Source organism: Marinagarivorans cellulosilyticus, from assembly GCF_021655555.1.
GTDB classification, from domain to species: Bacteria; Pseudomonadota; Gammaproteobacteria; order Pseudomonadales; family Cellvibrionaceae; genus Marinagarivorans; species Marinagarivorans cellulosilyticus.
In genome coordinates this window covers 764,441-789,802 of the sequence record NZ_AP023086.1, presented here as the reverse complement: position 1 = coordinate 789,802, position 25,362 = coordinate 764,441, and the positions used below count along the sequence as shown (strand labels likewise).

Genomic DNA, 25,362 nt, shown 5'->3' with positions numbered 1-25,362 from the left:
ATTAAGCTGCGGCTTTTTAAACTTCACAGGCTAAAAAATTAAAGCGTTAAATCACGGTTACTCGCTTTAAGGAATTCCTTTTTAAGATCTTCGTAAGTATGTACCGCAGGGAATTGCGGGAATTCATTAATTACGTTTTGTGGGGCGTGGAATAAAATACCGGCATCCGCTTCGGCCAACATAGTCGTATCGTTGTAAGAATCGCCAGCGGCAATGGTGCGGTAGTAAATGCTCTTAAACGCACAAATCGCTTGGCGCTTAGGGTTGGCTTGGCGAAGGTTGTAGTCCACCACTTTTCCGGTTTCGTCAGTGGTAAGTTTGTGGCATAACAATGTGGGGTAACCCAACTGCGCCATCAATGGGCCGGCAAATTCGTAAAAGGTGTCGGACAAAATCACCACCTGAAAACGCTCGCGCAACCAATCAACAAACTCTTTAGCGCCTTCTAGCGGGCTAAGCGTTGCAATCACTTCTTGGATTTCGTTTAAGCCTAGGTTGTGCTTGGCTAAAATTTCCAACCGCATGGTCATTAACTCGTCGTAATCAGGAATATCACGAGTTGTCGCTTTAAGTTCTTCAATACCAGTTTTTTCAGCGAAGGCAATCCAGATTTCGGGGATTAAAACACCTTCAAGGTCGAGACATGCGATTTCCACAGGAAATACTCCAAACGTAAGGGCGCTAAGCGCAAAATAAAGAAGCGCCTACCCTAGGGTAGGCCAAGTAAAGGTGGGCAATCTAACGTTTTACGCGGCGCCTTGCAATCGCACTCGTCGGCGAAGCCATAACTGCACCAGTAGCAATAGCGGTAGCAGCATTGCTATCCCCCCACTCAATGCACCGAGTTTGACGGGTTTGCTTACCTTAACGGTTATAGCTTCTTCTGGGCCGGCTGGTGCTGTCGGGGTAAAAACCTGCGCGCTAACGCTAAAACTTGCGCTAGCTGTGGGGGTAAAACTAAGCGCCAAAGGCTCTTCTGTGGCATTGGGAATATCGTGCTGCCAGCTTACACGCCAACTTGCCACATCACTGGGGGTTTCGCCGGTAAACATTATACGGGCCTGCGCAGGGCCATTATTGGCATTGATGGTGGAAACAACTTGCCCCTGCTGCATTAGGACAACGCGGTATTGGTAATAACTACCAGGGTGAACGCGAAAATCGAAAGACTGCGAAACCACATTCGGCGGGTGTAACGAGTCGGTCACAACGATTTCAAGCTGCACATCCTCATCGGCATGATTAACAGGGTCTAGGGTGACTTGAAATGCCTCTTCGGCTACAAAGGTTTGCAGGCTAGGCCCAACAGACCACTGCGTAAAGATATCCCCATTGGATTGACCGGCCACAACATTAGCCTGCACCAGCAACAAGCCATCTGCCGCATAAACCATTGATGCGCTCGGCTGCCCTAGCTGCTCAGGAATTAATGTGACCAATGGAGGCTCGGCAAGCTCTGCCGCCGAGGGTTTTACGCTCAGCGAAGCTGCAGCGCTATAGTTATAAGCCATATCAAAAGCGTATACACGCAACTGATCGCCCGACGCAATTGCCGATAAATCAGCAGCTTGAGCACCACCCACGTAGACAACTCGGCTACCGCCTATTACATCGCCTTGTTGGTACGCAGTACCCGACGAAGGCGCGTCTTCGAATGAGCCCGAGGAAGTAGCAGTATGCAATACCACAACACCCGCAAAATCCTCGCGAGGGTTTATCCAGCTCACGCGTAAATCAGGTAGCCCGCGCGCCTCTTCAAAATTACTAACCGGTGCTGGCGGCATGCTGTCGGATGCTGCATCGGCCACTAGCTGAATATCCGCACACGAGTAGTAATTAGTTGGCGGAGTTCGATCCAACATTACTTGGATCATCTGCAAAGTGCAGTCATCACAAGGCTCGTCGGGCAAAGTGACTTGGGCACTGTATTCGCCGGTGTAACGGTTATCGAACTCTTGAATATTATCGAGCAATACATGCTGATCAAAGCCCGCATCGCCTGCCGGCGAAAAGGCAATGCGAAAATAGCCTTGGTGGTGGATGGTGGATTCCCACTGCAAGGTAATGGTTTCGCCCGCTTTAAACACGGCTGGTGTGTTAGTCCGCGCCACACCACACGGGCCCGATTTAATATTGGCATTATTATTTCGCCCAGGCGTAGTGCCATCGGGTAGCCAGCGCGCATGTGCAGAAGCATCCACAGCAATTAAGCTTACGGCCAAAGTGAATACTGCACTCAAAGGCCAAAGCCAACGTGAATTAGATGCTACAAACATAATCATGCCTATTGAGGTTATTTAGAGGTGTTACTAGCGTGCACTTATTCGTCTGAAGGTACACCGCCGCGTGAAAAGCTACTGCGAACACGGTCAAAGACATTAGAAATGGCAGAGCCGGTTTTGGTTGCGGTTTCGGAAATTGTGGGGCCGCTTTCGTCAATATCGGTATGAAGCTCTGCAATGATTAACTCTAACTCGACCACCCGCTGCTGTTGCTGTCCCAGCTCAGTTTGCCAGCGCGCTTGCTGCTCGCTCCACTTCATATGCTGCGCAATCAAGGCAACCGATGCCAAACCAGCCAATATCCACCCGGCCAATAACAACAGTGTTTTAGTATTTAAGGTCATTAAGCTATTCACATTTGCAATTGAAGTATTTTAGATTTGTGTGTAGATCGGCCGCGCCTGTACACGTACGCGAATACAAGTACAGCCAAGACACCACATCGGGCACACACTATACTGCGCGTATTTTACCGAAATGCGCAGGCTTGCCACTATGATCGATAGTTACATTCACAGCACACTCAACTTCTTTGCGGCCTTATTTATCGTGGCCGTGGGCTTGTTTCTGCTGACAATTATCGCACTTTACATTATTGATATCCGCCAAACCCGTCATACGATTCGCAGGAACTACCCCGTCATTGGCCGCTTCCGGTACTTTTTTGAGCACTTGGGCGAATTCTTTCGGCAATACTTTTTTGCCCTAGACCGCGAAGAGCTCCCCTTCAACCGCGCAACCCGCTCTTGGGTTTACAGGGCCGCTAAAAATGTGAGCACCAGCGTAGCGTTTGGCTCAACCCGGTCACTTACGCAAGCTGGCGACATTCACTTCACCAACGCAGGCTTCGCACTGCTAGAAGAACACACCCTCAAAACCACTGCCCGCGTAATTGGCCCACTGTGCCAATACCCTTATGCAGCGCCTTCATTTATTAACATATCAGGCATGAGCTTTGGCGCGTTGTCATCCCCTGCTATCACAGCATTATCCCACGGCGCCGCCAAGGCCGGCTGCTGGTTAAACACGGGGGAAGGCGGTTTGAGCCCATACCATTTAGCCGGTAACTGCGACATTGTTTATCAAATTGGTACCGCCAAATACGGCGTGCGCGACGAAGAAGGCAACCTGTGCCCAGCTAAACTCAAAAGCTTGGCCGAAAAACCTCAGGTGCGTATGTTCGAGCTAAAGCTCAGCCAAGGTGCCAAGCCCGGCAAAGGCGGCATTTTACCCGCCACCAAAGTCAGCGCCGAAATTGCAGCTATTCGCGGTATCCCAGAGGGCCAAGCGTCTATCAGCCCAAATCGCCATCGCGATATCGAAAATATTCAGGAACTTATTGATCGCTTAGATGATATTCGCGACATTACAGGCAAACCCGTAGGGTTCAAAACCGTTTTGGGCAGCACACAGTGGTTCACCGACCTATGCGCCTATATGGCCAAATTACCCAGCGAGCAAGTACCCGACTTTATCACCCTCGACGGCGCCGAAGGCGGAACCGGAGCCGCGCCGCAATCGCTAATGGACCATATGGGCTTGCCGCTGATGGAAAGCTTGCCTTTTGTCGTTGATGAACTAAAACGCTTTGGCCTGCGCGAGCGCATCGCCGTGATTGCCGGCGGCAAATTAGTGACGCCCTCCACCGCCGCCCGTGCCATGGCAACCGGCGCCGACTTTGTGGTGTCTGCGCGCGGTTTTATGTTTTCTCTGGGTTGCATACAAGCCATGCAATGCCACCAAAATACTTGCCCTACGGGAATTACTACGCACAATGAGCGTCTACAAAAGGGGCTGGATCCACACAACAAAGCAAACCGTGTCGCTAACTATCACCAAGAGCTAGTCAAAGAAGTGGAAATGATTGCCCACAGTTGCGGCGCTGCACATGCCCGCAAACTAACGCGCCAACATGTGCGCATTATTAACGAAGCGGGTCGCTCAACACTCCTATCGGATGTTTACCCCGAGCCTATAAAACATGTCAGTGACACCCATTGAGGTTTGAAATGTTAAAAACAATTTTGCCCCTTAGCGCACTGCTGCTTGCGCTATATACCACCGACTCCCACGCCGACGAAACCAACAACGATGTCACGCTTAGCGAGCTAAGTTGGATCGACAAAAAGTACTTTGAAAAGCAGCGCCAAGTCGTCGATAACTTGGGCCGCGAAAACTTTGGTACACGGTTGCGACACAACAAAATGGATATTGCGTTGCTCCAACGCATACTGGATGGCCAACATGTCACCATTTATGAAGTCGATAAACACCGAGCCATCGGTATTGCTTTTGGCGATATTTATGTAGCCGAAAAAGGCTGGCAGTGGCGCGAATATAAAGATAAGCAAGGCCGCAGCCACGGCGTTTGCTTACCCAAAACAGAACACTGCGTATTTCCGATTTCAATGTTTACCCGGCGCTTGCGCGTAACGACAGAACACGATGTTGAACGCGTTTACCAAAAAGGCTTAGACCTAATGTCTGGTGTTGGCCCAAAGCTGCCTTACAGCGTCCCAGAAGAACCCGAAAAACCACAAAAAGATTACGGCAAAAAGCGCACAATTATTGTGCCCTACCTTTAAAACCCGCCACCAACGGGGCATAAAGTCACGGAAAAAGATTTTATGCGCCGTTTTAAAAAACAGCTTGCAATTTAACCCTTTTCAGCTGTTGACCCTTAATTCGATCTATTACACAATTTGTGGTGCCCGCTAATTCAGCGCCGGTGACGAAACAAACCTTTGCGAACCGCTGCACAATCATTGCCACGGTACGCAACGGGGTGGCAATAAGGGCGATCCTGACTATTGCCGCCAAAACGATTAACAAGTGTTATGTAATCATGTGTTACGTTGTCATTGTATAGTCACAATTCTGAACTAACGTGCTCCGTTACATGGCATTGTAGTTCTGCAGGCCATGGTTATTTTTATTCAACAAAGGTCTGAAAGTTACAATGTCTGACAAGATCACCGGTAGCGTTAAATGGTTTAACGAAAGCAAGGGTTATGGTTTCATCAGCCGCGATGGCGGCGCTGATTTGTTTGTGCACTTTAGCAGTATTCAAGGCAGCGGTTTTAAAACCCTGAAAGAAGGCCAAGCAGTAACCTTCACAGAAGGCACTGGCCAAAAAGGCCCACAAGCTGAAAACGTCGAAGTTATCTAAGTCGTTTTTATGTGCGTCTATAAAAAGCCCGCTTTTTATGCGGGTTTTTTTGTACCTGGCAAACCGCTATCCATCAAAGTCTACGCATCTTTTTGACCTTCAAGTTGACCCTCAAGGTTTAATCTCGACACACCTTAAGCAGCGGCTTAAACTTATCTGCACTGTTTTCTTGAGTGTCTATACTCAAAACAAGTCATATACTTTAAAAAATCAATAACGTAAGCCCTATAAGGCATATTTGACAGCCATTTATATAGCGCTGCGATATATAAACCCTAACGCTGCATTAGGTTTTCTGCCCAGGAACTTTTAGAGTGGTATTTATAGCGTTGAACGGAGAATTTTTTGGATTGATACTAGGGAATTCTAGATGAGATCCAGAAAGATTGAGTACGACGCTAGAAATGCAGTTATAGAAGAAATGCTGCTATATAAGCAGCGAAGCGATTCTGGGCCAAAAGTTAATGCTACGTGGGTAAAGCCCTTTCCTTCTCGGTAATTACGAGAGGGCAAAACCTCAGGCGTGCTATGCAGGAATCAGACTACAAAAATGCCCTAATATCCACATTGCGAGTTCAAGGGGCACAAGAACAGCCATACCACGATGTGAGCTTAGATATGAGCACTAAAGCACTCATATTTACCACGTCGGTCATTGCGCTAGCGCTATTAATTGGTGCCTTGACTATCGGCAAGGTAAAAACCGTTCAGTTAGCAAATACGCAGCAAAACCTCGGCTTGGCGCTTCAACAAACAGAACAAACCTTGCTGTACTGGAAAGACACCAATACCGCCACCCTTGAGCGCCTAACCATAACGCCCAAACTCAACACTCTGCTGCAAGCACAAGTATCGCTATACGAGAGTAATAGCAATTTGTTCGGTAGCAACCTAAACGCCTTAAGACAATACTTTCTCGATAATCGAGCAACATTTGGAAGCGACAAGGGCTTTTTTATAGTTGCACGTGACGGGACCAATATTGCTTCGTTACGCGACGAGAATATCGGTATAAAAAACCTTATCCTGCAACACCGTACCCTGCAGTTTGATCGCGCGCTAGAAGGCGTACCACAGTTTATTGCCCCTATCCCTTCCGATGTTGCAATTAAAGGGCAAAAAAATATTAAAGGAAAAGCAGTGCCGGCCAGTGCTTTTTTTGTTGCACCGATTAAAAATATCAAAGGCGCAACCATCGCCCTCTTTACCGAACGCATCGATCCAAGCAAAACCTTTTCAGCCCTGCAAAAAAATAGCAAAAGCCTTCCAGGATTAGATATATACAGTATTAATACTGCAGGGCAGTTGGTATCTGAGCCGCTTGGCAACGAGCTGTTTTATCAAAACGGGCTACTCCAAACCAACGAGCAAGCCGTGCTATCGCTTACCGCATCCGCGCCGCAACAACTCACCTCAGCACCCAGCGAGCCTCAACTAACCCAAATGGCCTCGGATGTTATCGACAGCGCCCCAGAACGCATTCTTATTCGACACAGCAGACCTTACCAAAATTTACTTGGGCAACAAGTTCTTGGGGCAGGTTTATGGAGTGATGAGTTAGGCATAGGCATTATTGCCGAGCAATCCAAAGAGCAAGCTCTCGCGAATTATTATTGGCTGCGCAAACTCATGATCATTGCAATTTCGATCCTGTGTTTATTTGTCATCATACTCACGACCGTATGGCTACGCGCCCACCAACGCATGATGCTTGCTATGCAAGCAACAAACGACAACCTAGAAGGCATTGTTGCTGCACGCACTCAAGAGTTAAAAAGTAGCAACCAAGAAGCAGAGCACGCGCTGACAAAACTTAAAGAGCGAAATTTTATTATTGATCAGCATGCCATTGTTTCAATTACTGACAATGCGGGCATTATTACTTATGCCAACGATGCTTTTCAAAAAATCAGTGGTTACAGCCTAGATGAGCTTATTGGCAAGAACCACCGAATTCTTAATTCTGGTCACCACGCAAAGTTTTTTTGGGATAGCTTTTATAAGTCGATTCAACTTGATGGCTTATGGAAGGGCGATATATGCAACAGAACCAAAAACGGCGAGATATATTGGGTGGCTAGCACCATAGCAGCCCTAAAAGACGACAGCGGAAAAACAACGCACTATATATCCATTCGCTCGGACATCACCGCACTTAAACAAGCGCAAGCTGACTTAGAAAACAGCCGGTATCAGCTTTCACTAGCTACACAAGTTTCTCAAATAGGCATTTGGTCCCTCGATTTTAAATCTGGCGTATTAACGTGGGATGAGCAAATGCACCAGCTCTATGAAATACTACCCAGTGAATTTGGCGGCACATTTTTAGATTGGAAAAATTCTGTATTGCCAGAAGACTTAGATCGCACAGTTGCCAATTTTGAAAATGCCATTGCCGAACGGCTAGCTTTTGTCGACGAATTCAGAATACGCCTTAAGAACAACCGCATTCGACACATCAAAGCAACCGCTAAAGTTATTTACGATAACAGTAATAATCCTTCGCGTATTATCGGTGTCAATTACGATATTAGCGACTTAAAAAATATTGCCCTAATTGATAAGCAACGAGCGAACGAACTCGAAAAACTTTCTAAAAGGCTAGCCGAAGCTCAGCGTATCGGAGGCATGTGGGACTGGGAACTCGACCCAAAAGAAAAGACAATAACCTGCTCCAATAGCATATGCGCATTATTTGATATACAAGAGCACGAAATACCACACTCGCTTACCGAACTGCTCGACCTGCTTGATGCGCCGTCTAAAGCGCTATTAGAAACAACTCTCGAGAACCTCACTGTGGCTCGTACAATCAATCTAGAGTTACGCCGCCGCAGCTCTCGAGGGCAAGTGATTATTACCGAATTGCGCGGCGAAGTTATACGCAACGACGACGGTTTTGTAGAAAAAGTTGTCGCGATAATGCTTAATATTACCGAGCGTAAACTGGTGGAAAGTGAACTTCGCAAGGCCATTGTGGACGCCGACGCCGCAAACCGCGCAAAAAGCGAATTCCTCGCCATAATGAGCCACGAAATACGTACACCACTTAATGGTGTTATGGGCATGCTATCTTTAGTACTGCGCAAGCCATTGGAAGAATCGATCCAAAGAAAACTCGAAATCGCAGATAGTAGCGCGCATTCATTGCTGCAAATCATTAATGATATTCTCGACTTTTCTAAAATTGAAGCCGGCCAGTTAGAGTTAGAGGCAATACAATTTAACGCCCGCGAACAAATTGAAAGCGCTGTGCACTCACTCAGCCATCCCATTCTAGAAAAAGGCTTGAAATTATCGGTAGATACCATACACGTCAGCGAACAAGGGGTTATTGCAGACCCTGGTCGATTAAGGCAAATCATTATTAACCTACTCGGTAACGCGCTTAAATTTACCGAAAAAGGCGACATTATTGTTCGCGCCTCTCTAAAAGGTGAACATAACAAATTTGTTCTACGCGTATCTATTCAAGACACCGGTATTGGTATTGACAGTGATAAACTGGAAAGCATTTTTGAATCCTTTGCACAAGCAGACACCTCCAACACCCGCCGCTTTGGCGGCACAGGTTTAGGGTTAGCCATTTGTAAGCGTTTATGCACGCAAATGAAAGGCCGCATAGAAGTCGCCTCTAAAATAGATGTAGGCAGTATTTTCACCGTGGAAATTCCTGTACTAAAAGGCGATACGCAATACGCTTTAACGCCTAAATCTGACATTAGTCAATTGCGGGTTTTAATTGTTGATGACCATCCAGTCAATTTAGAAATATTCAGCCAGCAATTTTTATCTTGGGGCATCGCGACCGAGCTTGCCCATGATGGCCAGCAAGCACTTGAGTGCTGCAATAAAAATGCAGCCACACCTTACGACATCATTGTTGTCGATGGCCATATGCCCAATATGGATGGCTACAACCTGGGTAAAGCCTTGCGCGCAGATCCTCGCTTTAATCATTCAAAATTGGGCTCTTCTCCGCTTTAGTGAGGTGATCTAGTGGCTTCCATAGAACATGGATTGCTCGTCAGGCATCGATGATTGCCTTATTTTTAGCTTGAAGTACTCGGTATCCTTGATGCCTCTTGCTCGCTTGCGAATCATGCCAATGCTGACATTGCCGGCTTCAATTCTGGCGCTAGTCAGCCCGTGTTTTCCGTAGTTACAAATGCCTACGCTATGCTTCCTTAGTGACTTTGCAAATTTCTTGAGATAGAGCATATTCGTCTGTTCCGCCATGTCGCACCACTGCTCCAAAGCATTCATCATGGCATCATAATTCCCTGCACTCCACAAAGCTTGGAGCTGCTCTTTGAGTATATAAAGTGTATTGATATTGGAATTATTTTCGAGCAATGTCTGGAGTTTATTGGCTTGCTTATCATTTAACTTGTCGGCATTTTTTAACAACAGGTAGTGGGTACCTTTAAGCTGCTCTTTGCCTGCGCGATCCGCCTTTCTGAACTCGATCCTACGCTGATTGCTCATGGCTTTACTGTAGTTTTGCATCACATGAAACCGATCGAAAACAATGTCAGCATTAGGCAAGCATTCGCGTACCGATTTTTGATAGGCTGGCCCCATATCCATGGCTACCGCCTCTATGTTTTCAGCGGTTTGTGCTGGTAAGCGCTTTAGAAACGCTGTCAACACCTCGGCTTTACGGCCTGTCTCAACGCCAATTAAATGACCGGATTCCATGTCATAAATCACCGTCATATAATCATGGCCTTTGGCTCTAGCGACTTCATCGACCCCAAGATATTTTAAGTCAATTAATTTTTCAGGATTAAGTGCAGGCAACGTTTTCTCTAGGTGAAATTTATCCATATTTTTCACCGTTTCCCATCGTAGCTTTAGGTGCCGACTGACCGTGCTGATACTCATATGGCGACACAATCCGCTCACCAACTGGCAAAATCTTTGAGTATAGCGATTGCCTGTATCGACAAATTCGCAAGCCTCCATTAGACGCCTACCGCAAGTCGTCACAACTTGAGCGAGCTCAACTTCCAAATAGCATTCGAAGCCACACAAAGGGACATCACGGATCGTTCTGCGCAAGTATCGGTTGATGTTGGCCGCCTCATTACTTGACGGGGCAATCGCTCTATAACGACGGTCTCGCTTGCAGTGTATAGTCAATCTTTGCAGGGCCAAGTCATGCTGAACTTGTTTGACACGCTGACCAGGAAGGCTCAAAATTTTGCTGGAGATGTTAAGGCTCATATATTCGTTTAAGTGTAGTGGCGTGAGAACCTTACATTTCAACGGATATGGCGGGTCTTAGCATCTCTTTTTACCTCACTAAAGCGGAGAAGACCCCAAAATTGATGATGATAACTTCGTTCTCAGATCCAAACGGAATTTCCGATATTAAAAAAACAGGCTTTAATGGCTATTTAACTAAACCCGTGGCAACGGCTGATTTACTGGATGCCATTAGTACGTTAGCAACGGTGCCTAACGATACATTTGTAACAAGAGGTTATTTACAAGTAAACAGCAACACAGCGGAGCGTTTGTCTCAAGATGCAACTCCAAGCCCCTTACCACAGACGGCGCAAGAAAAATCTGATTTACGCATTTTGCTCGTTGAAGACAACCCGGTGAATCAGGCCGTTATTAAAGATATGCTACTGGAGTTTGACTACCCCTGTGAAACAGCAGGGAACGGCTTAGAAGCACTCACCGCACTATCGAATGCTGATGTCGACAATCGCTACCATATTGTGCTGATGGACTGCCAAATGCCAGAGCTTAACGGTTACGAATGCACGCAACGCGTGCGTCAAGGCTTAGGGGGCGAACATCACAAGCGTATTCCGATCATCGCCCTTACCGCTAATGCCATGCAAGGTGATAAAGAAAAATGCCTTGCCGTGGGCATGAATGACTACATCGCCAAACCTATAGCACCAGACACTCTTAAAGATACCATCGTCAAATGGCTCAAACTATGACAGCCCCTACCGAAAGAAACGTCAAACAAATACTTTGCATGTCAAAATTTTTTCGCGCTGCGCCAAAAAAATGGCACCTCCGTCAACGGGCGCTATGATTAAGCCGTGAGAGCTCTCAAGGATAAGCTATGTCAAATTCTCCGTTAAAAATACTGCTAGTCGAAGACAATCCCTTTGACCAACAAATATCGCAACAAATGATTGCCTTAAGCGAGCTAGAGGTAGACTTCGTAACCGTCTGCACGAGTGCCGAAGAAGGCTTGGCAGAACTCACAGAGCAAAACTATAACTGCTGCCTTTTTGATATTAGCCTACCCAATAACAATGGTTTATGGCTTTTAGGCGAGCACCTGAAAAGCCTGGCCAACTCTTGCACTATGATTGCACTAACAGACCACCGCGACCCAACCTTGGTTGCTCAGCTTATGCAAAAAGGCGCGCACGGCTATATCCCTAAAAATGAACTCACACCTAAAAACTTACGCGCCAAGATCATTACAGCAATCGACTTCCACGCCCTTCAGCGTGCGCTCCACGAACAAGCAAACCGCGACTCACTAACGACACTCCTCAATCGCAACGCATTTGCCAAACAGCTAGATCGCAATTTACAACGCTTAGTACTGAGTAAAAACGAAGGCATTTTACTGTTTTTAGACGTTGATAACTTTAAATGCATTAACGATCAACACGGCCACCCTGCAGGCGACGCCATTCTTAGCCATTTTGCAGAAAGCCTAGAGATCTGCTGCCGCCCTCAGGATATTATTGGGCGGCTCGGGGGCGACGAGTTTGTTGTTTTTATGCCGAACACGCCACTGAGTGAGGCCCAGCTAATTATGAATCGGCTTCAATACCAATTGGCTTCGACAATTAGTGTCGACGGGAAAAAAATTACTATTAGCACATCGATTGGCGCGGCGTGCTTTCCCCTTCACGGCAATAATCATGAAGAGCTACTGCGCTATGCTGACGAAGCACTTTACCAAGCCAAACGCAGCGGCAGAGCACAACTGGCAGTGTATACCTGCGAACCTATCAAATAATATCATTCACCTATAAACAGAAAGTACATGCTATGAGCAACAGTTGGCTAGAAACAGTACTAGGCGTAGACGAAAGATTCATGCCGCACGGGCATTGCTATTTATGGCAACCCGACATTTTATGGACGCATGTCCTATCTGATTCGTTGATAGCCATCGCCTATATTGCCATCCCGGTGAGTATTGCCATTATCGCTTGGCGCCATGCCCATAGCGCTGGCGCTAGTGCCAGCATTGCACTACTGTTTGCCGCATTCATTATCCTTTGCGGTTTAACGCACATTTTTAATATTTATGTTATTTGGTATCCCGCTTACGAAGTGCAGTCGTACATCAAAGCAATTACGGCCATCACCTCGATTGTAACGGCAGTTATTGTTGTCTCTAAAACGCGCTATTTATTTCAACTATTAAGCATTGAAGCCTCTAACCACGAAATTAATCGAGTGATTGACGAGCACAAAAAAAAGGAAACCCAGCTAGAAAAAATCTATGGTGCTAGCGAGGCTCGAGAAATGCGAATTATCGAACTTAAAGAGGAAATCAACAGCCTTTTAACCGAGCAGGGTAAGCCCAAAAAGTATGACAAGGGCACATCCGTGTAATTATGCGCGCCCTTTTTACTCTCAGCCTATTAGTTACACTAATCACTGGTGTTTTTGCTATTTCGATAGCAAAAACACTGTGGTCAAGTATCGAGAAAAATAACACTCTATACACCAAAAAAATTGTATTAGCCGATCAAAAACGTTTTTTAAATTACTACCAGTTCGACACCTTAGAAAACATAAGCCAATTTGCTAGCTCAAACTTTTTTGAAGATGCTATTCCAGACTGGAAAAAGTCACATAGTTACTACTTGTTTAACCACATCACGCTACCCGAACACGACAACGGGATATCTTTACAAGCGTGGCTAGACGAAACGCGGCATCAAATCGAACTTCAAGAAAACACAATTAACGAACAAGTAACACAAACTACTAAACGCAACCGAACTAGCTTAATTTCTGGTTTTTTTGCCTATTCGTTATTGCTTACAATGTGCTGGAGTAGCATTTACATTTGGCACCGGCTAAGAATGAACGAAATACTGAATAAGCTGGTGGAAAGTAACTTATACCTCAAGAAAAAACAGGCAGATCTCACCAAAGCCAACAGCATTATGGGCAGTATTTTGGAGGATCTTAATACAGAAAGAAAGCGATCATCATTCGCCAAAATTAACGACCAACGCTTGGCACTTGTTGCCAAATACTCTGATGATGGTTTAGTAGGGCTGGACGATAACGGGTACATTAGTAGCTGGAACCCAAAAGCCGAGGCGCTTTTTTCTAAGCCCGAATCAACCATGCTACACAAGCCACTGCATGTTTTGTTCGACGAACAAGACAACCAAAAAATAAGAGATGCGACTCACTCGCTTAGCCATAAATCGCCACATGTCAGTACAACCGTAAAATGGATATCAACGGCCTCGCCAGTAATACAGTACCTAGAAATTTCCATTACCGGATTATTTAGCGGGGATACCGTATTAGGCTATTCCGTCATTGTGCGCGATGTCTCTAGCCGCATTCACGAAATTGAGCAGTTACGCTTACTTATCGAGGCGACGCCTAATGCTATTATAATGAGTGACACTGATGGCCATATTATTCAAGCAAACGGGCATGCCGAGAAATCTTTCGGTTATTCAAAGTTTGAAATTTTAACGCTAAAAATTGAAGATCTGCTCCCGGAAGAATTCAAAAACAGCCACCAAATACTTCGCCAAGGCTACTTAAAGAACCCCAAAATTAGGCGCATGGGAACAGACTTGGCACTAAGAGCTCGCCGTAAAAACGGTACTTTTATATTTGTAGAAGTCGGCCTTGCCCCCGTTAAATTGAATGAAAAATGGTACGTTATTAGCGCCATTACCGATATTAGCGACCGCATTGAGGCGCAGCATAAGCTTACGGAATTCAACAGATCTCTAACACGCAAAAACCGAGAAATGGAGCAATTTGTTTATACCGTATCACACGACCTAAAAGCCCCGCTGGTTACCATTGCAGCTTTTTCCCACTCAATTAAAGCGACACTCGGTGACGAATGCAGCGATAGGGTCACACACAAAATGGACCGCATTATTGCCAATGCCGCAAAAATGGAAGAGCTTATTACAGATCTACTGGAAATATCCAGAGTGATGAATAGACCGCTGACAATTACAGAATTTGCCATCAACAATGTAGTACAAGAGGTTAGGGATAGCTTAGAAGAAGATCTAGCCGGCTGTAAAATATCAACCAGTATCCCTTCTAACTTACTCATTAGCGCTAGCCGACCACAAATCGTGCAATGCTTGCAGAATATTATTAGTAATGCCGAAAAATATAAACGTGAAAATACAACGACTATTATTCATATTGCCGCTTCAAAAAAAGATGGCAAGGTCATCATAAGCGTTAAAGATAACGGCATAGGCATCGACAAAAACCTTTACGATAAGATTTTTGACATTTTTGAACGCGGTGATGTTACAGCTCCAGGGACAGGCGTAGGCCTGGCCATTGTAAAATCGATTATCGAAAAGCACGGTGGCACAATCACCGTTGATTCAACACTAGGCGCAGGCTCAACATTCACCCTTACACTACCGCAACCAGACGCACTGACACACCATGAAAGCTAGCCTAAAAAAAGCCCTCCTTTTACTCCCCGTTATTTACGGCATCTTTCTGACATCTGTTTGCGCTACAGTATTGGGCTATGTTTTAAGTACATCTATCACCAAAGATAAGTACTTATCAGAGTTCGCCTTAGAGCATGAAGAGTTAACCGATAAAATTGAAAAAAGACTGCATGTTTATGAACAAGTACTGTGGTCCGGCGTTGCCCTATTTAACAGCAGCGAGCGCGTAAGCCGTGAGGAGTGGAAGGTCTTTGCTAGTATTGTTGACATCAATACTCACTGGCCCGGCATACAAGCACTTGGGTTCGCAATTCCACTTCAACCCAACGAGCTAGAAGCACACGAAAAAACCGTACACCAAGAGGGATTTGCTGGTTACGCAATATACCCAAACAACAGCCGAGATTTTTATACCAGTATTTACTATATTGAACCGTTCGACTGGCGCAACCAACGCGCATTTGGATACGACATGTGGTCCAACCCTACGCGCCAATACGCGATGAAAGCCGCCATGCTCACTGGCGAAGCCAGAGCGAGCGGCGCCATTACCTTAGCGCAAGAAACCGCAAGCGATACGCAAAAAGGCTTCCTAATTTATACACCCGTATACAAAGATCCTAACTTATTAAATCGTGGAATGGTTAAATCACTAAAGAATTTAAAAGGCTGGGTTTACGCGCCTTTCAGAATGAATGACTTTATGCTGCCCATTATTGACCGAGTAGCCCCAACAACAAGCATAACTATATCTGATATCACTCCAGCATCAGACTCAAACCAAACACAACAAACCTCAAACAGCCGACTATTTGAGCACCTAAACCCGTCCCCGCTCAATGCAATCACCCACAACAAAGAACTGCATGTATTCGGGCGATTATGGAAAATATCGCTTACGGCACCAGCATTCAATCCTGTAACACACTTAACACCGGCAACCCTTGTGCTATTTTTTGCCGGCCTAATAGCCGATGCGCTTCTTCTATTGATACTTATTCACAACAGAAACAATCAACTTAGCACCAACAACATCTTTAAAGAGCGCTACAAACAATTACTATTAACACTTAACCAAAGAACTACAGATATCGAAACACTTAAAAAAGAAAAAGAAATCCTTGAAAATAACGTTGACACACTGCAAGAATGGCTACAAGAGCGAGAGCTTAGGATCAACGAACTAAAAATGAACCAAAAAGATGTTTAGCAATGCAAGCCAATAAACCTGTACATATTTATTTAGCCGAAGACAACCTAGATCATCGAGAGCTTATCGAGGATATGCTTGAGGAAAGCCACTTACCCTTCAAGCTTTTTCACGCACCTAATGGCCTGGCGTTACTTGACCTTCTTTCTTGCAATCAAGAACCTGCAGATTTAATTTTATTAGATATTAAGATGCCTAAGATGGGCGGGTTAGAAACCTTAAGCCGGCTTCGCACACTCGACCACTTAAATAGCACCCCTATTGTTATTATCACAACATCCACCATTAAATCGGATATATCAAAAGCAACGAGCCTTGGTGCCACCCAATTTCTGACCAAGCCCCTTAGCTTTTCAGACATTAAACCCTATATTAATAGGGATGGAGAAAGTCATGCGCATTCTTTTGATTGAAGACAACGACGACCACGCTGAAATCATCGTTGACCTTCTAGAAAGCACTTATAAATCTCAAGCAACCATTAAGCGTGCCGCGCTATTTAATCCCGGCCTCGAACTCCTTAATAGCGATGCTTTTGACCTGTGCTTATGCGATTTAAAGCTGCCAGACTCTCCGCTAGAAAACACTATCAAAACATTAAGCAGCACCGAGTTTGACACGCCAATCATCGTACTGACATCCATTAATAATGACGCAATTGCCATTGACCTTATAAAAGCTGGCATCCAAGATTTTATTGCAAAAGATCGGCTTGATAGCGAATATTTATTTAAGCAGTGCCAATTTTCTATCGAGCGCAAAGCCACCCAAAATGCTTTACGCGATAAAACAACAGACTACGAGGCTTTTTGCCACAGCCTGTCGCATGATTTCAGCGGCGCCATACGCCGCATAACTCAATGCACATATTTCCTGAACGACAGCCTCGCGAAAAACCACGCCCTTTCTGCCGAAGAAAAACAATGGCTTAGCTTTATTCAAAGTAGCGCCAGCGAAGTGCAGCAGCTTACATCAGATCTATTTAACTATTTAAGCGCCGACGCTACGCTGCCCTCACAAACCACTACATCAACAAACCTTAACGAGCTAGTCGAAACAATCTGCAAAACCATCGACAGCCCTTTAACAATCCTCACTTGCGACCTACCTATTATTAAAGGCAACCCTTCACAGCTGCAATTAGCGCTCAAAAACTTTATCGATAACGCCATAAAGTATAACGAGAAGCCAGCCCAAATGAGCTTCAGCTATAAAATTGAAGAGAATAATGACCGCTTAGTTATTCATATTGACGATAACGGCATTGGCATACCAGAAGAAAAGGTGCCCCATATTTTTATCCCGTTTCAACGCATTGAGAATGGGCTTCAGCGCCAAGGCAGCGGGCTGGGCCTTAGCCTTGTACACCGTATTTTTAAACAAATGGGCGGCAACATACATGTTATGCCTTCATCATTAGGGGGAACATGCTTTGAAATTCGGCTTCCTATACATCAACTCGCAAACCAAAAATAATACGGACGTTTTAATTCAGCCGGCATTTACAAACATAGGCGCCACCGAAATAGCTAAAAGCCGTGACAAACAACGCTACTATACTGTTTAGCAGCAAAACGCCATATTCACTTGCAGGCTAAATGTTTTTCGATTAAAACTTAGTAATCAAGTAAAAGGCGTGACGCTAGCTGACGGATAAAACCAACTTATGACAATGCTGACCCCACACAATAAAGTGCACTTGCGCGAGAGTTATAACATCCTCGTGGTGGACGACAACGAAATAGACCGCGCCACAACCTGCCACATGCTTTCGCTTGGCAAAGACGCTGAATATGTCATAACAGCCGTCGACAGCGTAAACAAAGCCGAGGCCTACCTCGCTGACCCTAAAAATATTATCGATCTCGCTTTTCTCGATTATCAGCTAATCGATAAAACGGCAGAAGATGTTCTGCAGATAATGCAACGCTACGAACGCGACATACCAGTCATTGTTGCCACTAGCTTTGCGACAAAGCGTAAGGAAAACCAGCTACTTAAATATGGTATTTACGACTTTTGGGACAAGAACTTATTAAATCCGGCATCACTAGAGCACTCTATTCGATTTGCCCTAAACCGCCACCAACTGTCACAAACCCGCTATCATTCACAACTTTTACAGGGTGAAACACTCGCAAGCGTAATTCACGACCTAAAAAACCCAATATCAACAATAGAAAGCTATAACAAAATCGCAAAGCGCCTCGTAGATAAAAGCCTTAGTGCCAGCGGCGACGTTACCGATAGCGATAGCGAACGCGTCGACATTTGCTTTGACACAATCGAAAAGAATTGTCAGCTACTACAGCATCTCGTGGAAGAAATATTAGAACTCAGCAAAAGCCAAGCAGAGCAACAGTCCTTCCCCAAGCAATCAGTCAGCATCAATAACATTTTACGCGCCTGCATTCAAAACTTTACCCCCAAGGCACAAGAATGCAATCTAAAGCTATCAACCAACATTAGCGATAAAGACTTTGTTATACAGGGTAATAAAGACAAGCTAACCCAAGTGTTTAACAACTTAATTAGCAATGCGATTAAATATACCGACAACGGAAAAATCACCGTAGGCCTCAGCGAGCAACTAAACAAAGGCAAACCAGTTGCCCACATAACATTACAAGACACTGGCATTGGTATTGATGCGAAAAACCTCGACACGATATTTAAACCCTTTAATCACATAGAGCACAAAACCCAGAAAAAAGTCGACAGCCACGGGCTTGGCTTATCAATCGTTAAAAATCTAGTAGAGCAGCACGAAGGCAAGATTTACGTAGTAAGCACCAAGGGAGAAGGTTCTAAATTCACGGTTGAATTACCGCTTGAATAAATAGATAAAAAGACAATGCGATAAGATGTGTACGTAAAGAAGCAGTTCAGGAAAGCGTTAAACAGTAAATATAAGAGGGGAGGTTTTAAATAATGGGGTGACTGACGGGGCTCGAACCCGCGACCACCGGAATCACAATCCAGGGCTCTACCAACTGAGCTACAGTCACCATAAATACTGCTGGAAGCGATGGCGCGCCCGGCAGGATTCGAACCTATATATGTACCTAGTTCGACAATCTTTACAGCACTAGAGACTGAGAATTTTAATAACATTGCGTCCAGTGCTGCAGATGCGGGGCATTCTAGACTCTATAGTCACGTAGGTCAAGACCATCTTTTGTGTTGCACCTAGTGCAACAGTAATCCACACTCGAACACTCCCCAAGCCCTAACCTACACCACACCTTTAACCTACACCACACCTTTGTAGCGGCAAAGCTATGGTGCGCCCGAAGCTTTCGAAAAATCATAAACTGAGTCTACGAGAATACATAAGTGATAGCGCACTTTCGCCCCCGCAAATAAGCTTCCATGCTGCATTCGGACGCAGTTAACGACCGGCGGTCACCGACACGCTTCAGCCCTAACTGACAAACCTCTTTTAGCTCAAGCAAGGCAATCTCTTGCGCAGGCAACCCCAGCTTGTGACTAACCATCATGATTGCCGTGTTTTTTTACTGGATAACGGCGAGGTGTACCCACTGTTCCGCAGTTAAAACATGCGCCCGCCTCAACTTAGACATTATCTTCTGAGACAACTAATTCAAGGCGCCACGAATACACAGTAGGCGTACCTAAATATTTAATGTCTAACCAAAAAAAATCGATCTACGCTAGGCATTGAGGACCACTATAAATTTATGGACGGCAGCCTGATGGATTCACTCAGACTGGAAACTAGAGATCCTCTCCAAAAGCGTGATTAGACGGTCGCGATGAAATGAATAGTCTAAGTGCTAACGCGAGCTTTTACTGTAGATTACTCTAAAGCGCCTGTACTGGCGATCAATGAATGTCACCGATGAGAACTGAAAAGGAGCCTCGAGCTCTGGGATTTCCTTCTAGTCTGCATTTCGATAACACTTGACTTTTCTTTTCAAATCACTAATCCTTTAGGAATATGAAAATCAAAACCGCGCTCTACAACACAAAATCTATTATTCGACCCTGACAATGGTGGGTTGGATTGGCGCGTGTTCGTCGCAATAATTTTAAAAACCCGCCACTAGGCGGGTTTTTTTATGGGCGAGAGAAATGTGCGCATCATGAGCTGAGAATAAAGACTTCATTGAACACCCTTAAAGTACGCAGCCATTATTAAACAAGGAGATAAACGAAAGTGACTAAATCAGTCAGTACCGATACCAACACGAAAAGCAATGCTTCGGTTGGCAACAGTGATTCTTCGCCTAGTAATACTTCCGATAGCTTTTCGTTCGTCGATAGTGAGCACCGAACAATGCGGTTCTGGGAAGAATGCGATATTTTCCAAAAATCTCTGACCAAAACCCGTGATGGCGAGCCCTACATTTTTTACGACGGGCCTCCATTTGCAACAGGGCTTCCTCACCATGGCCACCTAGTGGGCTCCACCTTAAAAGACGTCGTGCCACGCTACTTTACAATGAAGGGCTACAACGTTCAGCGTCGTTTCGGCTGGGACTGCCATGGGCTGCCGATCGAACATGAAATCGACAAGTCTCTAGGCATGTCCGCACAGGAAGCTGTCGCCAAGCTTGGAGTGAAAGGCTACAACGACGAATGCCGAAACATAGTCCAACGCTATACAAAAGAATGGGAAAAGACCATTTCTCGGATGGGCCGCTGGGTTGATTTCCGCAATGACTACAAGACCATGGACCCGTGGTATATGGAGTCAGTTTGGTGGGTCATGAAGCAGCTCTGGGAAAAGGACCTAGTGTATCAAGGCGTAAAAGTTGTACCTTTCTCAACCGCCTTGACCACAGTCCTCTCCAACTTTGAGGCTGGATCCAACTATCAAGATATCCAAGACCCGACTGCAACTGTGCTTTTTAAATTACAGGATGAGGATGCCTATGTCGCCGCTTGGACGACCACTCCCTGGACTCTGCCATCTAATCTCGGTCTTTGCGTCAACGCTAATAGTGACTATGCACGAGTTTATGATGTTGATCGGGACCTACGATTCTACCTGGCACTTGAGAGACTAGAGGAAATTGGTAAAAACCGAAACCTGACGATTGAGGCGGAGCTTAAAGGAGACGAGCTTGTCGGCAAACGCTATCAGCCCCTATTCCCATACTTTAGAGCGCTAGCTAATGAAGGTGCATTTACGGTTTTTGCGGATGACTATGTCACCACTGACAGTGGTACCGGCATAGTTCACTTGGCCCCAGCCTTTGGTGAAGACGATTTTCGAGTAATGAAAGCCAACGGTGTTACAGCGCTGGTTTGCCCGATTGATATGAATGGCCGCTTTACTGATGAGGTTAGCGACTTCGCAAGCCAATACGTAAAAGATGCGGATAAAAATATCATTCGCCGACTCAAATACGATGGTGCCTTATATTTTCAAGATGTAATCATGCACAGTTACCCATTATGCCCGCGATCCGATACGCCAATTATCTACCGGACGATCCCCTCATGGTATGTGAAAGTTGAGCAGATCAAGAACCGCATTGCAGAGCTCAATCAGCAAATCAATTGGGTGCCGGAGCACACCCGTGACGGTCGAATGGGAAACTGGCTTGATAACGCCATGGACTGGAGCGTTTCTCGAAATCGCTACTGGGGCACGCCTCTGCCTATCTGGGTCAACGATGAAACCGACCGACGTATCTGCATAGGCTCGATTGACGAGCTGCAGCAATACACCGGAGTGCGGGTAAAAGATTTACACCGCGAGTATGTCGACGATTTGAGCTTTCAGCTGGATGGCGAACCGGGAACCTACCGCCGTGTGGAAGAGGTGCTGGATTGCTGGTTTGAATCCGGCGCGATGCCGTATGCTCAGCTGCATTACCCTTTCGAAAATCAAGGCCTGTTCACTGCCGGCTTCCCAGCCGAATACATAGCGGAGGGGCTCGATCAAACCCGCGGTTGGTTCTACACCCTGCTAGTATTGAGTACAGCACTCTTTGATAAACCAGCGTTTCGCAATGTAATCGTCAACGGCATTGTATTGGCCGAAGACGGAATGAAAATGTCTAAACGCCTCCAGAATTACACGCCACCTGACCTCTTGCTTGAAGAGCATGGCGCCGACGCGCTGCGCCTGTATTTGATTAACTCCGGCCTCGTTAAAGGTGAAGAGCAGCGCTTTGCTGACTCTGGCGTCAAGGAGATGGTAAGACGCGCTCTACTGCCCTGGTACAACGCTTTCCGTTTTTTGCAAACCTACGCAAGTATCGATGGCTGGCATTCGAACACCAACCCCGCTGCGTCAAATAACATAACCGACCAGTGGATACTTTCGCGCCTGCAGACTCTTAAAGCTACGGTGGCCCGAGAGATGCTGGGCTACCGGCTCTTCAACGTGGTGCCTGCGTTATTCGAATTCATAGAAGACCTTACCAACTGGTACATCCGCTTAAACCGTTCACGATTTTGGGTGGAGGAAATGACACCTGACAAATCGTCAGCCTATGAAACTCTGTATCGCACGCTATTTGAACTAAGTGTCAGCATGGCACCCTTTACCCCGTTTCTGGCAGAGGAGTTATTTCAACAGCTCAAAAATTATGCGGCCAAAGAGGAGCCTGAATCGGTTCATTTATGTAGCTATCCAGAGGCCTATGATGATTTGATTAAGCCAACGCTTGAAGAAGCCGTGGCGCGCATGCAAAGCATCATACTGCTGGGCCGTCAGAAGCGGAATCAAGCAAAAATCAAGACTAAGGTGCCTATGGCTCAGCTGACCATCATTCATCAGGACCCAGCTACGCTGAATGAGATCGCTCAGCTTGAGGAATACATAAGAGCTGAACTCAATGTTAAGCAGGTTGAATATACGACTGAGGAAGACAACTACATTGAGTTTTATGCTAAACCCAACTCCTCAGTATTAGGAAAGCGCCTAGGAAAGCACTTTAAAAAGTTCAAGCAGCTAATCGAAGGGCTCAATTCAAGACAGCTTTATGATCTCCAAGACAAAGGGGAGCTAGTTTTGGAGAATGAGCGCTTCAGCAGTCAGGACATTCTGATTTTCCGCGAACCCAAAGATGGCACCGAGGCATTATCCAGCCGGTTAATTTCCATAGATATGGATTGTAAACTCACCGAGGAGTTGATTGCAGAAGGTTTAGCTCGAGAAGTGATAAATCGTATCCAGAAAACCCGAAAAGAACTGGGGCTTAACGTTACTGATCGAATTGCCACTTTTTACGCCGCCGACGCAAAGCTAGCTGCCGCAATTGCCAAATTCAAGCCCTATATTGCTCGCGAAACTCTAAGCGATGTAATGCATGAAGCAGACGAACGCTTTGATGTCACCCATGGGCGCAACTTCGATATCGACAACATGAGTTTACGCATCATTATCGCTAAGCATCATTAGCGCGACTGGTAACATATCAACGATTTTAGGTTGAAGGTAGGCGCTTTTTGATTTGACTTACCGATAATTAAAGCGCCTCGACGATGTAAGGCGCAGTGTATCAAGGCTAAGTTGAGCACAGCCCGCAGGTTCACCTTTAGCACTTCTGTAGGGTGGTGAGCTTGCTTTCATATCTTGCTGGCGCTCTATTACGCTTAAGGTATTTGAACTCGCCACGGTAGGCCTGAAGCTTGCTATCCACTTGCGTCATTTTGTAAAGCTTTAGATATTCCGCGTCAAGGTGGGCTGTAGCTTTGTTTGGCTCGAGCAGCCTCTCACTGAACCCAAAATCTGTTTCGTTAGGTTTCTTTGCCCTCCGGTAGTGGCGCCGGGTCTCGCAGTAACGACCTTAATGGCATTTATTCGCATCAGCGCTTTATCGAAAAAATGGTTAAATCAGTCTTTACACAACCGAATTCAGGAAGAAGAACAAGCGCTACTATCGACAGGAAAACCCTTGCGAGCTCAACGACATAATTTAAGTAAAGAGCAAAACTCAACTGAATCGACTCAGACAAGATATATCTTAGGCCGAACACGCCGATAACGTTTTACTGATTACCAAGCGGCACCGACAAACCCCATATTGCCAGTTCCTTGACTTCCCAACTAACCGAACATGTCATGTGCTGAAAATTATTCCCACCATTACTTTGGTGCAACTGGAGGGGCGGCCGTCATTCTGGAAAAATTCGCCAAAGTTAAGCTAACTATTTGTTTTTGATATAAATTCTCGATTACAGGTTGATTTCGGTACAGGTTTAGTTACGATGACTGATGACTGGGTATGAACCTTCTCCGTCGCAAAACAACAAAAAGGTCTGCGAAGCGCCTGAGGTGGCCAGCGATAAGAGCAAATACCCTTCTGAGCCTGAGAGCAGCAGATCATCCATGCTTACCGTACACTCTATACTTTATTAGGGCTCAGGCGCTTTCCTTTGCTCCTCCAGTAAACGATTCATCATATCCGTCTTGATTGAAATTTCTGCTTTCAGCTTGCCAATTGATACCGATGCTTCGGCCTTTCAAGCTTGCAGCTCTGCATTAAAGTTCTTGAGTTGATTAAGCTCATCCGACTGAACCTTCGGTTCTGAAAGTTTGGCGTTAAGTGTGTTAGCTTTTTCTGTTTTTGAATCCAGACTCGCTGTAAGTTTGCATTGCTCGGTTTCCAGATTTGCAGCTGTTTTCTGTACGGAACCAACCTCGGCCGCGAGCCGCAGATCAAAACCTCTCTATTCGCCTGAATCAAGTTGCACACCTAAATCGTGACAATGCTCGTCTGGTCGCGGAGCTAATCGAATCGAGGAAAGTCGTCTCTGCGCACGAAACGAAAATCGCGAACCTTGAGCTGGCATTGCGTAAGAATGAAGACGACTACAAAAGCAAATTACGGGACCTGGAAATCGCGACCACCAAAAACCAAAAACAATCTGAAGGGATGACGGCGTTGCGCGATGACCTCAAGACCTGGGAAGCAAAAGCTCAGCAACAAAGCGTTGAAATAAGCACACTTAAAAAGAAGCTAGACGTAAAAAATCGTGTGTTTGAGAAACTTGGTGTCAGCTAGTCCATTCGTTGAAAGGCTTATGGCG

The 25,362-nt window shown here is 45.8% G+C and carries 18 protein-coding genes and 1 tRNA gene; 14 read left to right on the top strand and 5 right to left on the bottom strand.

All coding sequences use genetic code 11. The features are described 5' to 3' along the window. Positions 1 to 38: 38 nt before the first annotated feature. The 3 genes from thrH to MARGE09_RS03020 form a co-directional block, all read right to left on the bottom strand. Positions 39 to 656, bottom strand: coding sequence for a bifunctional phosphoserine phosphatase/homoserine phosphotransferase ThrH (gene thrH / locus MARGE09_RS03030; RefSeq protein ID WP_236985881.1), 618 nt, complete (start codon positions 654 to 656; stop codon positions 39 to 41). Positions 657 to 746: 90 nt separating this feature from the next. Continuing rightward, positions 747 to 2,276 carry an SCE4755 family polysaccharide monooxygenase-like protein gene (locus tag MARGE09_RS03025; RefSeq protein WP_236985880.1) on the bottom strand — a complete coding sequence of 510 codons (1,530 nt, stop codon included), beginning with the start codon at positions 2,274 to 2,276 and terminating at the stop codon, positions 747 to 749. A 44-nt stretch (positions 2,277 to 2,320) separates the two neighbouring features. Further along, positions 2,321 to 2,626, bottom strand: a complete 306-nt coding sequence (locus MARGE09_RS03020) for a hypothetical protein (RefSeq protein ID WP_236985879.1) — start codon at positions 2,624 to 2,626, stop codon at positions 2,321 to 2,323. Between the two features lie 151 nt (positions 2,627 to 2,777). On the opposite strand from MARGE09_RS03020, the gene MARGE09_RS03015 reads away from it, so the two are divergent. The 4 genes from MARGE09_RS03015 (at position 2,778) to MARGE09_RS03000 (ending at position 9,438) form a co-directional block, all read left to right on the top strand. Continuing rightward, positions 2,778 to 4,283 (top strand): FMN-binding glutamate synthase family protein, encoded by a 1,506-nt coding sequence (locus tag MARGE09_RS03015; RefSeq protein ID WP_236985878.1) that lies wholly within the window; start codon positions 2,778 to 2,780, stop codon positions 4,281 to 4,283. Positions 4,284 to 4,291: 8 nt separating this feature from the next. Then, a complete protein-coding gene (locus MARGE09_RS03010) occupies positions 4,292 to 4,867 on the top strand; it encodes a DUF3806 domain-containing protein (protein ID WP_236985877.1) in 576 nt (191 codons plus the stop codon). A gap of 374 nt (positions 4,868 to 5,241) precedes the next feature. Continuing rightward, a complete protein-coding gene (locus MARGE09_RS03005; protein ID WP_236985876.1) occupies positions 5,242 to 5,451 on the top strand; it encodes a cold-shock protein in 210 nt (69 codons plus the stop codon). A gap of 528 nt (positions 5,452 to 5,979) precedes the next feature. Continuing rightward, positions 5,980 to 9,438, top strand: a complete 3,459-nt coding sequence (locus MARGE09_RS03000; protein ID WP_236985875.1) for a PAS domain-containing hybrid sensor histidine kinase/response regulator — start codon at positions 5,980 to 5,982, stop codon at positions 9,436 to 9,438. 9 nt (positions 9,439 to 9,447) lie between these two features. Here MARGE09_RS03000 and MARGE09_RS02995 read toward each other — a convergent pair whose 3' ends face one another. Continuing rightward, entirely contained in the window at positions 9,448 to 10,680 is a 1,233-nt protein-coding gene (locus tag MARGE09_RS02995; protein WP_236985874.1) for an ISL3 family transposase, read from the bottom strand. 104 nt (positions 10,681 to 10,784) lie between these two features. Here MARGE09_RS02995 and MARGE09_RS02990 point away from each other — a divergent pair, with 104 nt between their 5' ends. From MARGE09_RS02990 to MARGE09_RS02955, 8 genes are all read left to right on the top strand, one after another. Then, entirely contained in the window at positions 10,785 to 11,414 is a 630-nt protein-coding gene (locus tag MARGE09_RS02990; RefSeq protein ID WP_236985873.1) for a response regulator, read from the top strand. A 128-nt stretch (positions 11,415 to 11,542) separates the two neighbouring features. Continuing rightward, positions 11,543 to 12,460 (top strand): GGDEF domain-containing response regulator, encoded by a 918-nt coding sequence (locus tag MARGE09_RS02985; RefSeq protein ID WP_236985872.1) that lies wholly within the window; start codon positions 11,543 to 11,545, stop codon positions 12,458 to 12,460. A gap of 32 nt (positions 12,461 to 12,492) precedes the next feature. After that, positions 12,493 to 13,065 carry a hypothetical protein gene (locus MARGE09_RS02980; protein WP_236985871.1) on the top strand — a complete coding sequence of 191 codons (573 nt, stop codon included), beginning with the start codon at positions 12,493 to 12,495 and terminating at the stop codon, positions 13,063 to 13,065. A gap of 2 nt (positions 13,066 to 13,067) precedes the next feature. Then, positions 13,068 to 15,140, top strand: a complete 2,073-nt coding sequence (locus tag MARGE09_RS02975) for a PAS domain-containing sensor histidine kinase (RefSeq protein WP_236985870.1) — start codon at positions 13,068 to 13,070, stop codon at positions 15,138 to 15,140. Beyond that, positions 15,130 to 16,350 carry a CHASE domain-containing protein gene (locus MARGE09_RS02970; RefSeq protein WP_236985869.1) on the top strand — a complete coding sequence of 407 codons (1,221 nt, stop codon included), beginning with the start codon at positions 15,130 to 15,132 and terminating at the stop codon, positions 16,348 to 16,350. Before MARGE09_RS02975 ends, MARGE09_RS02970 begins: the two co-directional genes overlap by 11 nt. A 2-nt stretch (positions 16,351 to 16,352) precedes the next feature. Next, positions 16,353 to 16,763 (top strand): response regulator, encoded by a 411-nt coding sequence (locus MARGE09_RS02965; RefSeq protein ID WP_236985868.1) that lies wholly within the window; start codon positions 16,353 to 16,355, stop codon positions 16,761 to 16,763. Further along, positions 16,744 to 17,826, top strand: a complete 1,083-nt coding sequence (locus MARGE09_RS02960; protein ID WP_236985867.1) for a sensor histidine kinase — start codon at positions 16,744 to 16,746, stop codon at positions 17,824 to 17,826. Before MARGE09_RS02965 ends, MARGE09_RS02960 begins: the two co-directional genes overlap by 20 nt. 190 nt (positions 17,827 to 18,016) lie before the next feature. Further along, positions 18,017 to 19,189 carry a sensor histidine kinase gene (locus tag MARGE09_RS02955; protein ID WP_236985866.1) on the top strand — a complete coding sequence of 391 codons (1,173 nt, stop codon included), beginning with the start codon at positions 18,017 to 18,019 and terminating at the stop codon, positions 19,187 to 19,189. A 93-nt stretch (positions 19,190 to 19,282) separates the two neighbouring features. Here the strand turns inward: MARGE09_RS02955 and MARGE09_RS02950 are convergent. After that, a tRNA-His gene (locus MARGE09_RS02950) sits at positions 19,283 to 19,358 on the bottom strand. 1,172 nt (positions 19,359 to 20,530) lie between these two features. Between MARGE09_RS02950 and ileS the strand changes: the two genes are divergently transcribed. Both ileS and MARGE09_RS02940 read left to right on the top strand, forming a co-directional pair. Then, on the top strand, positions 20,531 to 23,731 hold the full coding sequence (ileS, locus tag MARGE09_RS02945; RefSeq protein WP_236985865.1) for an isoleucine--tRNA ligase: 3,201 nt from the start codon (positions 20,531 to 20,533) through the stop codon (positions 23,729 to 23,731). 1,213 nt (positions 23,732 to 24,944) lie between these two features. Then, on the top strand, positions 24,945 to 25,337 hold the full coding sequence (locus MARGE09_RS02940) for a hypothetical protein (RefSeq protein ID WP_236985864.1): 393 nt from the start codon (positions 24,945 to 24,947) through the stop codon (positions 25,335 to 25,337). Positions 25,338 to 25,362: the final 25 nt, after the last annotated feature.